17 protein-coding genes are annotated in these 14,037 nt (G+C 44.1%); 14 read left to right on the top strand and 3 right to left on the bottom strand.

Annotation, left to right across the window (positions count from 1 at the left end; translation table 11 throughout):
* Positions 1-2: 2 nt before the first annotated feature.
* Genes DXB77_RS11695 through DXB77_RS13055 form a run of 3 tightly spaced genes read right to left on the bottom strand, consistent with a single transcriptional unit; the run spans position 3 to position 1,648 of the window.
* Positions 3-1,124: a DUF2800 domain-containing protein gene (locus DXB77_RS11695; protein WP_118663340.1), complete on the bottom strand. Its 1,122-nt coding sequence runs from the start codon at positions 1,122-1,124 to the stop codon at positions 3-5.
* The gene (locus DXB77_RS11690; RefSeq protein WP_118663338.1) at positions 1,117-1,497 is read right to left on the bottom strand and encodes a hypothetical protein; all 381 of its coding nucleotides are present in this window, start codon (positions 1,495-1,497) and stop codon (positions 1,117-1,119) included. Before DXB77_RS11690 ends, DXB77_RS11695 begins: the two co-directional genes overlap by 8 nt.
* A complete protein-coding gene (locus DXB77_RS13055) occupies positions 1,487-1,648 on the bottom strand; it encodes a hypothetical protein (protein WP_182439483.1) in 162 nt (53 codons plus the stop codon). The genes DXB77_RS11690 and DXB77_RS13055 overlap by 11 nt, the downstream gene beginning before the upstream one ends.
* 455 nt (positions 1,649-2,103) lie before the next feature.
* Between DXB77_RS13055 and DXB77_RS11685 the strand changes: the two genes are divergently transcribed.
* The 14 genes from DXB77_RS11685 to DXB77_RS11620 all read left to right on the top strand — a co-directional run bounded on the left by DXB77_RS11685 (position 2,104) and on the right by DXB77_RS11620 (position 13,969).
* A complete protein-coding gene (locus DXB77_RS11685; protein ID WP_118663336.1) occupies positions 2,104-2,508 on the top strand; it encodes a DUF4406 domain-containing protein in 405 nt (134 codons plus the stop codon).
* Positions 2,509-4,800 (top strand): phage/plasmid primase, P4 family, encoded by a 2,292-nt coding sequence (locus DXB77_RS11680; RefSeq protein ID WP_118663334.1) that lies wholly within the window; start codon positions 2,509-2,511, stop codon positions 4,798-4,800.
* A 240-nt stretch (positions 4,801-5,040) separates the two neighbouring features.
* Positions 5,041-5,322, top strand: a complete 282-nt coding sequence (locus DXB77_RS11675; protein ID WP_118663332.1) for a VRR-NUC domain-containing protein — start codon at positions 5,041-5,043, stop codon at positions 5,320-5,322.
* The gene (locus DXB77_RS11670; protein ID WP_118663330.1) at positions 5,303-6,658 is read left to right on the top strand and encodes a DEAD/DEAH box helicase; all 1,356 of its coding nucleotides are present in this window, start codon (positions 5,303-5,305) and stop codon (positions 6,656-6,658) included. Before DXB77_RS11675 ends, DXB77_RS11670 begins: the two co-directional genes overlap by 20 nt.
* 73 nt (positions 6,659-6,731) lie before the next feature.
* The gene (locus tag DXB77_RS11665) at positions 6,732-6,965 is read left to right on the top strand and encodes a hypothetical protein (RefSeq protein WP_118663328.1); all 234 of its coding nucleotides are present in this window, start codon (positions 6,732-6,734) and stop codon (positions 6,963-6,965) included.
* Complete coding sequence (locus DXB77_RS11660) at positions 6,962-7,408, top strand: sigma-70 family RNA polymerase sigma factor (RefSeq protein ID WP_118663326.1); 447 nt, start codon at positions 6,962-6,964, stop codon at positions 7,406-7,408. Before DXB77_RS11665 ends, DXB77_RS11660 begins: the two co-directional genes overlap by 4 nt.
* A gap of 129 nt (positions 7,409-7,537) precedes the next feature.
* The gene (locus DXB77_RS11655) at positions 7,538-7,915 is read left to right on the top strand and encodes an HNH endonuclease signature motif containing protein (protein WP_118663324.1); all 378 of its coding nucleotides are present in this window, start codon (positions 7,538-7,540) and stop codon (positions 7,913-7,915) included.
* A 206-nt stretch (positions 7,916-8,121) separates the two neighbouring features.
* On the top strand, positions 8,122-8,664 hold the full coding sequence (locus DXB77_RS11650) for a P27 family phage terminase small subunit (protein ID WP_024853538.1): 543 nt from the start codon (positions 8,122-8,124) through the stop codon (positions 8,662-8,664).
* A gap of 10 nt (positions 8,665-8,674) precedes the next feature.
* Positions 8,675-9,457: an S-adenosylmethionine synthetase N-terminal domain-containing protein gene (locus tag DXB77_RS11645; RefSeq protein ID WP_118663322.1), complete on the top strand. Its 783-nt coding sequence runs from the start codon at positions 8,675-8,677 to the stop codon at positions 9,455-9,457.
* Positions 9,457-10,737, top strand: coding sequence for a site-specific DNA-methyltransferase (locus DXB77_RS11640; RefSeq protein ID WP_118663320.1), 1,281 nt, complete (start codon positions 9,457-9,459; stop codon positions 10,735-10,737). The genes DXB77_RS11645 and DXB77_RS11640 overlap by 1 nt, the downstream gene beginning before the upstream one ends.
* Positions 10,721-12,568 carry a DNA cytosine methyltransferase gene (locus DXB77_RS11635; protein WP_118663318.1) on the top strand — a complete coding sequence of 616 codons (1,848 nt, stop codon included), beginning with the start codon at positions 10,721-10,723 and terminating at the stop codon, positions 12,566-12,568. The genes DXB77_RS11640 and DXB77_RS11635 overlap by 17 nt, the downstream gene beginning before the upstream one ends.
* A gap of 99 nt (positions 12,569-12,667) precedes the next feature.
* The gene (locus tag DXB77_RS11630) at positions 12,668-13,351 is read left to right on the top strand and encodes a virulence (RefSeq protein WP_118663316.1); all 684 of its coding nucleotides are present in this window, start codon (positions 12,668-12,670) and stop codon (positions 13,349-13,351) included.
* On the top strand, positions 13,351-13,743 hold the full coding sequence (locus tag DXB77_RS11625; protein ID WP_118663314.1) for a DUF4314 domain-containing protein: 393 nt from the start codon (positions 13,351-13,353) through the stop codon (positions 13,741-13,743). The genes DXB77_RS11630 and DXB77_RS11625 overlap by 1 nt, the downstream gene beginning before the upstream one ends.
* Positions 13,733-13,969: a hypothetical protein gene (locus DXB77_RS11620; RefSeq protein WP_118663312.1), complete on the top strand. Its 237-nt coding sequence runs from the start codon at positions 13,733-13,735 to the stop codon at positions 13,967-13,969. The genes DXB77_RS11625 and DXB77_RS11620 overlap by 11 nt, the downstream gene beginning before the upstream one ends.
* Positions 13,970-14,037 lie beyond the last annotated feature (68 nt).

Raw genomic sequence — 14,037 nt, 5'->3', positions numbered from 1 at the left:
TCCTAATTTTCATTGAAATCATCAATTGCCGTGTTAAGTGCCTGTCGCTTGTCCGTTTCAGGCACAAGTGTTGGTTTCCCCTGTGGCTTTTCAATCAAGCCTCCAAGGAGTTCATTGAACTTCGACTTACCGAGAAGAGAAGTCATTGCTGTGATACCGAGAAGTTTCTTCTCGTAAGGGTCATATCCGGCATTTACTACAGCTGATGCGACAGCATCTGCATCCACATATCTGCGGTTGGATTTTCCCTCGACTACTTTGTAGCCATCATAGTGAGTTCCGCTTAAGGCTTGTCCGAGAGCGTATTCCTTGATGTCGTTAACCCAGTTTACGAGATCATCGACCTTTGGCAGGATAGCTGCAATCTCAGAATCCTCAAGTGTAGCAGGCATTGCAAAGTCATATTTTGCAAGTTCAAGATTGTACTCTGCCCGTTTACGGCAGGTAGCCTTAATTTTGCAGAAGGTGCAGTGGTCACCTGCTTTGAATTCTCCACCGCCTTCATATGCTAACTTTGCAGTTGGTGCAAGAACTGTATCTGCCCAGGTGAGAAGATCAGTCTTTGTCATGGTACAGGTGGAAACATTATCCCTGCGAGGCTGAAAGATTGTCATCTTTACAGTCTTGATGTCATAGATGCCATCGTAGATATCGATAGCACCCAAGGCATAACACATCATCTGTGGATTGTGTTCTGCATCAACCAGAACCCCAAGTCCGTATTTAAAGTCGATGATGTGAAGTACCTCATCTGCCACGATAAGGCAGTCACCCGTTCCAAAGCCGTCCGGCACCCAGTTGGAGAAGTCTAGTCTCTGTTCTACGAGTACAAGAGGGTCAGCACATAATATTTTTGCTTCTTCGTACTGTTCCATGACGAAGTTCCTGTATTCTTCCGTGCAGTTTTCCATCTCGGCATCATAGAATTCGAGGTTTTCTGTCGGATCATGTCCGGCATGACCAAGTGCTGACAGAACTTTGTATTCACAGAGTTCATGTGCATCGGTTCCCTGCTGTGCATAAGGGCTTGCCCTGTCCCGGATATTGGCACATAACCTTGCTGATGGTGGACAGTTGAGCCATTGCTTACTGGATGAAGCAGATAGCAGTGCGTGTTTAGGCATTGCCAACCACCTCCAGGGCAGCTACCACATCTGCGTATTTATCAGCCGGAATGCCGGAGAGTGTACCATCAGATGAGTATTTTGCTACGATGCCTTTAACATCAGCTTTGTACTTGCCTGCCTCAGCTTTTGACATCTGAGCCAGTTTCGCTCTGACCTCTTCCTTGGTATAAGTAACTGGTTCTGTGCTTTCTTCATCATCAGCAGCAGATTCCTCTGCCGGAGCGGTCTCTGTTTTCTTTTCTGCCTTTACAGGCTTGTCCTTTTTTACAGCTTTTGGCTGTTCTGCATCCTCGGAAGAGTAGTACTCACTGAGTTTTGCAAAGCCATCGGCTATTGTTCTGTACAGTTCAGCTAATTCCTTATTTTTCATTTGTCTTTGCCTCCTTTGACATATGTCTGACTGTGATTTTCCTTGCAAGCTGTCTTGAAATGACGCTTATTGCAATCAGCACATCTGCAATTTCTTTATCAAGTGCTTCATCACTGATTGCCGTGTTTTCTGTTTCTTCCGTGCTTGACATCTGTTTACCTACCTTTCTGAAGGAGTTCCTTTTCCCTTCACTATCCAATGGACATGAATCTGAAAAATGGGCGGTAACTTTTTTCTGTGATATTTAAGTTCCTTATCCCTTCACCATCCAATGGACATGAGTCTGAAAAATGGGCGGTAACTTTTTTCTGTGATATTTAAGTTCCTTATCCCTTCATCATCCAATGGACATGAATCTGAAAAATGGGCGGTAACTTTTTCTGTGATATTTAAGTTCCTTATCCCTTCACCTTCTAATGGACAAAGAATCTGATATCGGGCGGTATGTTTTTTGAAAAATGTGGATTTGTATTTTGCATTAATAAGGAAGAAACAGAATCAAAGAAAAAAATTTATAAAAATTCCCGCCCATTACAAGAAATCCTGTCCATTGGATATTGAAGGGAAAGATACATCCCTACCATTTAACGAAAGGAGACGGTTCATATGGGAGTAGGTTACAGAAACCCGGAAGGTTACGCAGATCCTGTACCGTATCAGGCAATCTCTAATATGGATAAGGAACAGAAGCGTTATATGCCGATGGTGTATATCTGTTCAGCATATAGCGGTGATGTGGAATGTAATACAGAGAAAGCCAGACGATACAGCAGATTTGCTGTAGATGCAGGAAGGATTCCGATAGCACCACATCTGTTACTTCCTCAGTTTATGGAAGAAGAGTCAGAGCGTGAACTTGCCATGTTCATGGATATTGCGATTCTTTCCAAGTGCAGGGAGTTGTGGGTATTCGGAAAGCCGACAGCCGGGATGTTAAATGAGATAACTTATGCAGAGCGTAAGCAGATGACAATTAAATACTTTAATGAAGAATGCAAGGAGGACGATTAAATGCAGATGACATTATGTTGTGCGACCTGTGTCGGGCAAGCTGCTAACTGTATTTATCCTAATAAGGTAGTCGTGGATAATGCAGCAGATATGGAAGCAGCAGTAGCAGTTGATCATGTATGTGCCACATACACAGGTAATCGCAGAGGCAACAGTAACTTTATTGAATCAGATGTAATTCCAATGGATATTGACAATGACCACAGTGATAATCCGGCAGATTGGATTACGGAAGATAAGATGGAAGAACTCTTTGGGGATGTGGACTATGCGTTAGTGCCAAGCAGACACCATATGCTTGCAAAGGACGGAAAGTCAGAGCGACCAAGATATCATGCATATTTTACTATTGAGAAATGCACGGATGCAGCACAGTACACAGCAATGAAAACAGCAATCCAGAAAGCCTATCCGTTCTTTGATGACAATGCCCTCGATGCAGCCAGATTTTTATTTGGTGCAACAACAGGCGAGGTTATCTGGCATGAAGGTTGGATGAGCATTATGGAAGTAGTGGCTGATACAGAGCCGGATGCTGATGACGGAGATTTCGATGATGGATTTGTCGGTGGTCCCATTACAGAGGGCAGCCGTAATAAGACATTATCCCTTTTTGCCGGAAGAGTTCTGAAGAGATACGGGGAGTGTGATAAAGCACATGAAGTATTTCTGGAACAGGCAGAAAAGTGTGACCCACCTTTGGATGATGCAGAACTTTCCACTATCTGGTTCTCAGCACTGAAGTTCTTTAGAAATAAGATAAGTGGCAGTAACGGATATGTCCCTCCAGACCAGTACAATAACGATTTCGGTGGAGAGCCTGGTTCATTAAGACCAGATGATTACTCAGATATCGGACAGGCAAAGATCCTGTCAGCCACATACGGAGATGAACTGAAACACACATCAGCAACGGATTATATAAGATATGACGGAGAAGTGTGGGTGGAAGATAAGCAGATGGCTGTTGGAGCCTGTGTGGAATTCCTCGACTTACAGTTACAGGATGCAAACGATTATATGGAGGCAGCCAAGAAAGCACTCATCAAAGCAGGATACCCAGAAGAGTCCGTAAACCAGGGGTCAAAGGTTCTTGCTAAGGATTGTGACATTAAGCCGGATGACCTTCCAATATTTTATATGCTTGTCGGAGCAGAGAAGTACCTTGCTTTTACTATGAAACGCAGGGATTACAAGTATATTACTTCGGCGCTGAATGTAGCAAAGTCTATGCTTGGCATTAAGGTATCAGACCTTGATAAGAATCCGAATCTGCTGAACACACCATATGCGACTTACAATCTGGAACTCGGCATGGCAGGAGAACAGCCACATGACCCGTTCGACCTTATTACTAAAATCACAGAATGCTCTCCGGGAGATGAAGGAATGGATATCTGGCTTGAGGCACTTGATACATTCTTCTGCGGTGATGTAGAACTTATCGAATATGTACAGAAGGTAATCGGACTGGCAGCTATCGGTAAGGTGTATGAGGAATTCATCATTATAGCCTACGGAGATGGCGCTAATGGTAAGAGTACATTCTGGAACACGGTGGCAAGAGTCCTTGGAACTTATGCAGGTAAGATTTCATCAGATATTCTGACGATGGGTAATAAGGTAAATGCCCAGCCGGAGATGGCAGAACTTAAGGGTAAGCGACTCATCATTGCATCCGAGATGCAGGAAGGTGTGCGCCTTAATACAGCTATGGTAAAGCAGTTATGCTCTACTGATGAAATACAGGCTTGCAAGAAATATAAGGATCCGTTCCATTTCGTTCCTTCCCATCAAGTGGTGCTTTACACGAACCACCTGCCAAAGGTCGGTGCAAATGATGACGGTATCTGGAGAAGATTAAAAGTAATTCCGTTCTATGCGAAGATTAAGGGTAATTCCGACATCAAGAATTATGCTGATTACCTTTATGAGAAAGCTGCCCCTGCCATCATGAAGTGGATTATCGAGGGAGCAGAGAAGGTAAGCAAAGCTGACCATAAGGTATCGGACCCGAAATGTGTGGAAGATGCTGTGGCATCATACCGTGAGGACAATGACTGGCTCGGACACTTCCTTGCAGACTGCTGTGAACTTGGCTCTAATTTGGAAGAAAAGTCTGGGGAGTTCTATCAGCAGTATCGTGCCTACTGTATTCAGGGCGGTGAGTATATCCGTAGTACGACTGACTTTTATGCAGCCATTGAACAGGCAGGATTTTACAGACACAAGACGAATAAGGGAAGTTTCGTGCATGGCGTGAAACTCAAATCTGGAAGTGATTTCATTTAATGTCTTGCAAGTGACGGTCAGTGACAGTCGTTTGTAAGTGGTGATGGTCAAATACAGACTTTTATGAGTTCTACTCATAATTTCACAAATCCTTATTTTAAGCCATTTGTGATAGTCATTACACTCTCTACTAAAAGTAGCCTATAGAGAAAAAATAATGATAAAAAAAGCCCTATAGAGAGGTTTGGGTAGAGAGTATCTTGACCGTCATAGTTACAAATTTTGATGGGAGGTTCGTGGATGAGAGAAAAGACCATTGAACAGAAATTAGTCAGCGAAGTGAAAAAGCGTGGTGGCATCTGTCCTAAGTGGGTCTGCCCATCCTTTGATGGGATGCCTGACCGATTGGTATTTTTACCGGGTAGGCATTTCGGGATGGTGGAGGTGAAAGCACCAGGCGAGAAACCGAGACCTTTGCAGGTGTCCAGACACAGATTATTACAGAGATTAGGCTTTAAGGTGTATGTCCTTGATGCCTTGGAAAATATAGGAGGTATCCTTGATGAGATTCAAACCACATAATTATCAGCAGTATGCAATTAACTTTATAACCCATAATCCCATAACGGCAGTACTTCTTGATATGGGAATGGGAAAGACAGCCATAACACTTATGGCAATCGACTATCTGATGTATGAATACTTCGAGATTGTGAAGGTACTTGTTATCTGCCCCCTGCGAGTTACACGAACATGGAGGGATGAGGTAAACAAGTGGGAGCAGCTGTCCGGCTACAGACTTTCCATTGTGACAGGTACTGTTGCACAAAGGAAGAAAGCACTGGCAGCAGATGCAGACATTTATATTATCAACCGAGAAAATGTACCGTGGCTTGTAGAAAAAAGCGGTGTTCCATTTGACTTTGATATGGTTGTGATTGATGAATTATCATCCTTCAAAAACCATCAGACAGCAAGGCACAAAGCACTTATGAAGGTTCGACCATTCATAAAAAGAATCGTGGGTCTTACTGGAACACCCGCAAGCCAAGGACTTATGGATCTGTTTGCAGAATTTAAAGTGTTGGATTTCGGGCAGCGTTTAGGTCGGTTTATCGGTCAATTCCGACTCAATTATTTCAGACCAGATAAGGTGAACGGAAATATCGTGTATTCATATAAACTTCTGCCGGGAGCAGAGGAGAAGATCTATGAGAAGATACAGGACATCACGATTTCAATGAAAGCGGTGGATTTCCTTGATATGCCGGAACTCATAAATACAGAATATCCCGTGTATCTGGATGAGAGCGAACAGGAGAAGTATGAAGGACTTAAGAAGGATTTGATTCTTTCTACTCCAGAACATGAGGTAACAGCTGCCAATGCAGCATCCCTTGTGAATAAGCTGTCGCAGATGGCAAACGGAGCAGTTTATACAGATGATGAGGATATCATCACATTTCATGATAAAAAACTGGATGCCTTAGAGGACATCATAGAATCAGCCAATGGCAAACCACTTCTTGTGGCATATTGGTTCAAACATGATTATACAAGAATTGTGGAGCGACTTAACAAAATCGGTGTGAAATATATGAAGATAGATTCCGATGAGAGCATCACCAAATGGAATAACAGGGAGATACCTGTTGCAATGATCCATCCTGCGTCAGCCGGACACGGACTTAACCTTCAGCAGGGTGGAAACACAATGGTGTGGTTCGGTATCACATGGTCGCTTGAATTATATCAGCAATGTGTCTGCCGACTTTACAGACAAGGACAGACGGAAGGAACAGTAACCATAATTCATCTTATAACACAGGGAACTGTTGATGAGAAAAGTATGAAAGCATTGTCCGAAAAGGATAATACGCAGTCAGCCTTAATCGAGGCTGTCAAAGCAGAGATATAGAAAATCATAGTCAATCAGAAGTCAATCATGGTCAATCCGAGGGAATAAAAAATTCATTTCGGAGGTAAAACCTATGAGCGTAAGAAACTTAAGTCCATATGAGGCATTAGGAAATGCTGTGGTTCTACAGGCAGTAAAAGACTATAGGGATGCAGTGCAGAAACTGTCTCGTGGAAAAAAGAACACGATTGCAGAATCCATGAAACAGGAATGTGAGAGATTCTTTCAATCCCCATATTTCAATGTGTTCACACAGCTTGATGGGAAAGCACTCCTGTCACAGCTTGAGAAGGAGGTGTCTGCATGACAGTAAAAGAATATTTGGGACAGGCTTATCTGTTAGATAACAGAATCAATTCAGATACAAAGGAACTGGAAGAACTCCGCCTTATGTCACAGACAATTTCCAGTCCGGGATTCGAGGAGCATTACAATGCAAGCAGAAATACCGATGCACCATACATTCACACATTGGAAAAAATCTTTGATATGGAATCCAAGATTCTGGAGGAGATGAATCTGCTGATGGCATTGAAACAGCAGATAAGGGACGTGATCAGCAAGGTGGAAAAGCCGGAGTATCAGATGATACTTAGGTACAGATATATCCACAATATGTCATGGCCAAAGATAGGAGAAATGCTTAGTGCTGATGGTCGAACTGTACAAAGGTGGCACAATAAGGCAATCGCAAGTATTAAGCTGCCGGAAAATATTATAAACTTGAAAGTTGTCACGGTTTGTCATTAGTTGACATGGTTGAGTTTGTGATATTGTATAATCAGCAAAAATGATAAAGATGCATACAGGCATGAGCCTTCATGGTGGAACCCCCACTGTGAGGGCTTTTCTTATGCCCTTATTGAAGGAGGTGCAGTGATGCCAAGAAAGGCAAAGCATCCGTGCCACCATCCCGGCTGTCCCAAGCTGACAGAAGGAAGGTTCTGTGAGGAACACCAGAAGGAAGAGAACAAGCGTTACGAGAAGTACGGTCGTGACCCTGCAACAAGGAAACGGTACGGACGTGCGTGGAAACGCATCCGTGACAGCTATGTTAAGACACACCCCTTCTGTGAGTTGTGCTACGAGAAGGGAGTGCTTGTCCCGGTCGAAGAGGTACACCACAAGGTTCTTTTGTCGGAAGGTGGAACACATGACAGGTCCAACCTTATCTCTTTGTGCAAGTCGTGCCACGCACGGATCCACGCAGAGAGAGGTGACAGATGGCACGGAAGAAAGAGTGATTCGTATGAATAATGGTCGTGCCAGTCAAATATAAAATTATTTTATTATATTTTTTATTATGACGGTCATGACAGTCATTTCGCAAAGGGTAGGGGAGTGCAAATCTCTGTGGGCAGAGCCACCGGGCAACGGTGCCGCCCCTTCGTGCGCACAAAAAGCGAAATTGAATGGGGTATTGCACACTAAATAGTTAAAAAGTTTTATTAGGAGATGAAATTATGGCAAGAGATGGAACTGCCCGTGGCTCAAATATCAAGGTCAATGCCGGAAGAAAATCCAAGGCATTAGCTGAGAAGATGGCAGCAGGCAATCCTGGTGGAAGAAAGCTGAAGATCATTGACTTGCCGGACGGAGCAGAACTTGAAGGGGAAGATATCCCAGAGCCAAGTTCTTACATTAAGTCCAAGCAGAAAGCTGTGGGAGAGTTCGATGCAGAACATATTTACAGATACATCTATCTGTACTTGAAAGAAAAAGGATGCGACAAACTGGTGAGCAAGCATCTGGTGGAGCAGTACGCAATGAGCGTGTCCCGACTGATGCAGTGTGAGGAGGCAATCTCAGAATACGGATTCCTTTCCAAGCATCCGACCACAGGAGCTGCCTGTGCAAGTCCATTTGTCGCTATGGCTCAGAACTACCAGAAACAGGTAAACACAATATGGTATCAGATTTTCCAAGTGGTAAGGGAGAACTGCTCGAAGGATTATAACCCTGATGAGTCCGACCCGATGGAACTTCTGCTACGAAGCAGGGGATAAGGAGATAAACATGATAGAAAAAGTAAATCCGATGCACCCAGACAAGGTTGCAGACCGAATAGCCGGTGCAATCGTTGATCTGGCATACGCATCTGAAGATAATCCCAAGATTGCTGCCGAGGTCTTAATTGGACATGGCGTGTGCCATGCGATTATAGAAACTTCAGCACACATTGATGAAAAAGAAATAGAAAAAGCAGTACACCGTATTGCCGGAAATGTTCAGACAGACATTGTTATGGTTCCACAGGACATTCATCTGTCTGAGAATCAGAAAGGCAATGTGAGATGCGGGGATAATGGCATCTTTAAGGGAATGCCACTTACTGGAGAACAGAAAGATCTTTCACAGATTGCAAGGGACATTTACAGAAAATACCCGACAGACGGAAAGTACATCCTTGATGGAGTAAGACTCATCATCTGCCAGAGCAATGCAGACAAAGAGGAACTGGAGAATCATTACCCAGGGGCAGAGGTCAATCCGCTTGGTGCCTGGGCAGGTGGTACAGATGTAGATACGGGAGCAACCAACAGAAAACTTGGCTCTGATATGGCTGATTCTGTTACTGGCGGAGGACTGCACGGTAAGGATTTATCCAAGGCAGATGTATCCGTAAATATCTATTCCTTCCTTAAGGCACAGGAAACAGGAATGCCAGTCACACTCTGCTGTGCAATCGGTGATGAGATGGTGGATGGAAAGCCTTATGCAGAAATCGTGCAGATGGCAAGAGAGTATATCCAGTCAGTTGGCGGATTTGAGAAATTTGCAGAATGGGGGTTATTCTAATGGCGAAGCATACAACAGAAATGAAAATGGTACAGACTTCCAAACTGATACCATATGTAAATAATGCCCGTACCCATTCGCAGGAACAGGTAAATAAGCTGCGAGGTTCCCTTCGTGAGTTTGGGTTTATCAATCCTGTTATTATCGATGCTGACTATAATGTCATTGCCGGACACGGAAGGCTTATGGCTGCAAAGGAAGAAGGTATTGAGGAAGTTCCGTGTGTGTTCGTGGATTATCTGACGGAGGCACAGAAGAAAGCATATATCCTTGCCGACAACCGATATGCACAGGATGCCGGATGGGACGAGGAAATGTTAAGGGTTGAGATTGAAGCCCTGGAGGGAATGGACTTTGATGTGTCATTCACAGGCTTTGATGAACAGGAGATTGCAGATCTTCTTGCAGGAGATGCTGATGATGCAAAAGAGGATGATTTTGATGTTGAGGAAGAATTACAGAAACCGTGCTTTTCTAAGACAGGAGATATATGGCATATCGGAAGACACAAAGTCATCTGTGGTGATTCCACACAGGAAGATACCTATACACAGCTTTTCGAGGATAAGAAGTGTAATCTTGTCTGCACGGATCCACCATACTTTGTAGCACTTGAGAATGCATCCGGCAAGATTGCCAATGATGACTTAAACGATAAGGACGGATATGAATTCCTTATGAAAGCCTTTACCAATTTCCATAATGTTATGGCTATTGATGCATCCATCTATGTATTCTATGCGACCATGAAGGCTCGTGTATTTTATGATGCATATGAAGATGCAGGTTTTAAGGTCGGTGCAGGTCTTATATGGAAAAAGCCAAGGGCACCGCTTATGAGGACTGACTGGAAGTTCAACATGGAGCCAATCATCTGGGGGTGGAGAAAAGATGGAAAGCACAAATGGTATGGTGACCAGAAACAGAAATCTGTATTTGAATTTGATGGTATTAAGAATTCAAAGGAAGATGGATTCGGGCATCCATCCAGCAAGCCGGTTCCGCTGATTGCATATCTTATCAAGCAGTGTACACAGGCAAACGGCATCGTCCTTGACGGATTCTTAGGCTCTGCATCCACGCTTATGGCCTGTGAGCAGCTTGACCGTATCTGTTATGGTGTGGAACTTGAACCGAAATTTGTGGATGTGGCGGTAAAGAGATACCTCGAATATAAGAATGATGACAGCACGGATGTGTATGTCATCCGTAATGGTGAGAAGATCAGTTACGAAGATGCAGTGGCAGGAATGGAGGATGCCGATGGAACAACAGAATAAAATGACGTTAACCCTCGGCAGTCTTTTTGACGGTTCCGGGGGTTTTCCATTGGGTGGAGTCATTGCAGGAATCACACCGAAGTGGGCAGCAGAGATTGAACCGTTTCCCATAAGGGTCACATCAGTCCGTTTTCCCAATATGACACACCTTGGAAATATAAGTGAGGTCAGTGGGGCAGAGATTGAGCCAGTTGATATCATCACATTTGGAAGTCCCTGTCAGGACATGAGCGTGGCAGGGAAAAGAGAAGGCTTGGGCGGTAACCGTTCAGGTCTTTTTTATGAGGCAATCAGAATCATAAAGGAAATGAGGGAGGCTACCAATGGAAAATATCCAAGATACATCGTCTGGGAAAATGTTCCCGGAGCATTCTCGTCAAACAAGGGCGAGGACTTCCGGGCAGTCCTTAATGAAATCTGCAAAGTCAAAGAAGAATGTGTGTCTGTACCTAAACCTGCAAAATGGGAAAATGCAGGACGCATCATGGGAGAAGGCTTCAGTATTGCATGGAGACTCCTTGATGCTCAGTATTGGGGTGTTCCCCAGAGAAGACAACGTATCTACCTTGTCGCAGATTTTGATGGAGGGGGTGCCGGAAAAATATTATTTGAGTCAGAAGGCTTGTCTGGGTATTCTGCGCAGGGCTTCAAGTCGTGGCAAGACGCTGCCAACGGTATTACAGAAAGCATTGGAGAAACAGGCTCAGACAGCTTAATGTTTGAAAACCACTCACAGGATACAAGATACCGGGGACCACTTGCTGTGGCACAGACGGTTTCATCTACTTATGGAACAGGTGGAAATAATCAGCCGTTTGTATTACAGACACCAAAAACTCTGAAAATCAGATGTGGCTGTGAGGGCGGTGGCAAGGGTGCACTGATACAGGATGACCTGTCAGCAACACTTGGAACAAATAATGATCAGACATTATTCCAGCCGAGGGCATTCGGTGTGTGTGCAAAGAACAGCAACTCCATGAAATCAGATAATCCGAACAGCGGTTTTTATGAAGCAGAGACATCAAGAACCCTTGATGCGAATGGTGGAAATCCTACCTGTAACCAGGGCGGTATTGCTGTGCTTGAAGGCAATGGCAGCAGACCTTCCCATAAAGGGGACGGATATAAGGAATCCGATATCATGTACGCTTTAAATGCAACGGAGCAACACGCAGTAGCATTTGCAGATGTTCATGCCACACTTTCTGCAAATGATGGCCCCAAGGGTCCATCCAGTCAGATGATGAAGAACCCGGAAGAGAACTTTGTTGGAGAACCATCCTATGGCATTGGCAGACCTGCAATGAACCAGGGTTACAACGCTACTTTCAGTTTCCAGATTGAAGAGGAAGTAGAACCAACACTTGTTGCAGCCGGAGCAAGCGGTGTGGCTCATCCGAGATTTTCTTCATCCAAGGCATCGTTCTTTACCGAGGCAAATGAAGAATGTGCCAATACCTTAGTTGCTACGGATTATAAGGATCCTCCAATTGTAAATGACGGAGAGAATACTGATTATATAGTACGAAGACTGACACCTACGGAATGTGCAAGACTGCAGGGATTCCCGGACTGGTGGTGTGACGGACTTGCTATTGCAGAACCAACCGATGAGGATATTGTCAAGTGGAGAGAAATCTTTCATATCCATGCCAGGGCAATGGGAAAGACCACAAAGCCAAAGACGGACAACCAGATCAGAAAGTGGTTACAGAATCCAAGGTCTGATTCTGCTGAATATAAAATGTGGGGAAACGGAGTGGCATTACCGAATGTTTATTTTGTTCTGTCTGGCATTATGTACTATGCACAAGAATCTGCCACATAAAGGCAGTATATTTGTACCCCTGTGAATGCACATAATCGTTGCTTTTACAGGGGTTTAGAGTGATATATGTACATACCAAGAGAAAAGGAGGTACATAGCATGGTACTACATTTTAATGTGAAAGGCGAAAGCCGGAAGGCAATGGTCACAGCCATTGAAAAAGAAATAGGCGGGAAGGCAAGATACCTTGGAGCTCCATCCTGCGCATACGAGATTGGAAACTACACGGTAGGCAGAAACGGGGAACTTGAATTCGGAGATTTCGATGACATTGATGAGGTTGCACCAATCGTTGATGCCTGCGTTATGGCAACAGGAATCACCCCGGCAGAATGGGAAGAAAACAAAGATGCCGAAGAAGCAGAAACGGAAGGTGCGATGGAACTTACAGTCACAATCCCATTTACAAAGGTAAATGTGGCAAATCTTACAAGCCTGCTTGAAGCAAAAGGAAGTCTTATAAAGGATGCCCTTGGGATTACAGACCTGCGGTTTGAGATGAATGAGGATTCCGTTTCATTCCCTTGGTTTTCAAAGGTCGAGCCGGAAGAGGCTATGACCTACACAAAATTTATTACAGCAATCTGCGAAATGACCATGAAGCAGAAACGAATTACTGCCAAGCCAAAGGAAAACGAAAATGAGAAATATGCATTCCGATGCTTTCTCCTCCGACTTGGATTTATCGGGGATGAGTACAAAGCCGACAGAAAGCTGCTGCTTTCCAAGCTGAACGGCTCATCAGCATTTAAGTGTGGAGCCAAGAAAGGGGGCGAGCAGTAATGTTCTTTCCATCAAGAGATATTGTAGAAAAAGTAAAGAAAGAATATCCATCGGGTACAAGGGTTGAACTTGTATCCATGAATGACCCATACCGTGATATGCCGACAGGCACAAGGGGAACCGTTGACTGTGTGGACGATACAGGCACGATTCATGTGGCATGGGATAATGGATGCCATCTCGGAGTTGTCTATGGCGAGGACTCATGTAGAAAGCTGCATACCATAAAGACCATCTGCCACGGGAAGGAAGAAACATGGGACTGTAAAGAAGATGCAGTTGCATTTTTCCTACAGGCGGTTGCAGGAAGTGAAGGTGCAGAGTGTGAGAGATACACAAAGATACTGACAGATCTTGCGATGGGCATGGGCATATGTACAGATGGTGAGTAGAGTTCTGGAAAGATACACAATAACTGGTGTGTATCTTTGTCCGGTAGCCTATGATGTATCCACAGATTATATCATCGGACATTTTCCATTGCCACTTCCGGCACCAAGCACGGAGTCAGAGTATGAACTCTATAGGAAAGTGTCACAAATGAGTGAAGAGGAATTGGTTGGGTTGTTTAAAAGATTGAAGGAAGAGAAGGCAAACTTAGAAGATACTACGGCATAATATACACAATAATCCCTCTGAAAATCTGGTACATGATCGTATTCCAATAAGTGTGAAAGTACGGTAAT

The organism is Clostridium sp. OM05-9, from assembly GCF_003481465.1.
GTDB classification, from domain to species: domain Bacteria; phylum Bacillota; class Clostridia; order Lachnospirales; family Lachnospiraceae; genus Coprococcus; species Coprococcus ammoniilyticus.
The sequence above is the reverse complement of the archived record's forward strand: the minus strand, read 5'-3'. Positions and strand labels throughout refer to the sequence as shown.

Bases quoted from the DNA above. Each gene is read 5' to 3' on its own strand.
- DXB77_RS11635 (WP_118663318.1), top strand. From the start codon at position 10,721: ATGGAACAACAGAATAAAATGACGTTAACCCTCGGCAGTCTTTTTGAC.
- DXB77_RS11675 (WP_118663332.1), top strand. From the start codon at position 5,041: ATGAGAGAAAAGACCATTGAACAGAAATTAGTCAGCGAAGTGAAAAAG.
- DXB77_RS11685 (WP_118663336.1), top strand. From the start codon at position 2,104: ATGGGAGTAGGTTACAGAAACCCGGAAGGTTACGCAGATCCTGTACCG.
- DXB77_RS11620 (WP_118663312.1), top strand. From the start codon at position 13,733: ATGGTGAGTAGAGTTCTGGAAAGATACACAATAACTGGTGTGTATCTT.
- DXB77_RS11690 (WP_118663338.1), bottom strand. From the start codon at position 1,497: ATGAAAAATAAGGAATTAGCTGAACTGTACAGAACAATAGCCGATGGC.
- DXB77_RS11640 (WP_118663320.1), top strand. From the start codon at position 9,457: ATGGCGAAGCATACAACAGAAATGAAAATGGTACAGACTTCCAAACTG.
- DXB77_RS11655 (WP_118663324.1), top strand. From the start codon at position 7,538: ATGCCAAGAAAGGCAAAGCATCCGTGCCACCATCCCGGCTGTCCCAAG.
- DXB77_RS11645 (WP_118663322.1), top strand. From the start codon at position 8,675: ATGATAGAAAAAGTAAATCCGATGCACCCAGACAAGGTTGCAGACCGA.
- DXB77_RS11695 (WP_118663340.1), bottom strand. From the start codon at position 1,124: ATGCCTAAACACGCACTGCTATCTGCTTCATCCAGTAAGCAATGGCTC.
- DXB77_RS11625 (WP_118663314.1), top strand. From the start codon at position 13,351: ATGTTCTTTCCATCAAGAGATATTGTAGAAAAAGTAAAGAAAGAATAT.
- DXB77_RS11670 (WP_118663330.1), top strand. From the start codon at position 5,303: ATGAGATTCAAACCACATAATTATCAGCAGTATGCAATTAACTTTATA.
- DXB77_RS11630 (WP_118663316.1), top strand. From the start codon at position 12,668: ATGGTACTACATTTTAATGTGAAAGGCGAAAGCCGGAAGGCAATGGTC.
- DXB77_RS13055 (WP_182439483.1), bottom strand. From the start codon at position 1,648: ATGTCAAGCACGGAAGAAACAGAAAACACGGCAATCAGTGATGAAGCA.
- DXB77_RS11660 (WP_118663326.1), top strand. From the start codon at position 6,962: ATGACAGTAAAAGAATATTTGGGACAGGCTTATCTGTTAGATAACAGA.
- DXB77_RS11665 (WP_118663328.1), top strand. From the start codon at position 6,732: ATGAGCGTAAGAAACTTAAGTCCATATGAGGCATTAGGAAATGCTGTG.
- DXB77_RS11650 (WP_024853538.1), top strand. From the start codon at position 8,122: ATGGCAAGAGATGGAACTGCCCGTGGCTCAAATATCAAGGTCAATGCC.
- DXB77_RS11680 (WP_118663334.1), top strand. From the start codon at position 2,509: ATGCAGATGACATTATGTTGTGCGACCTGTGTCGGGCAAGCTGCTAAC.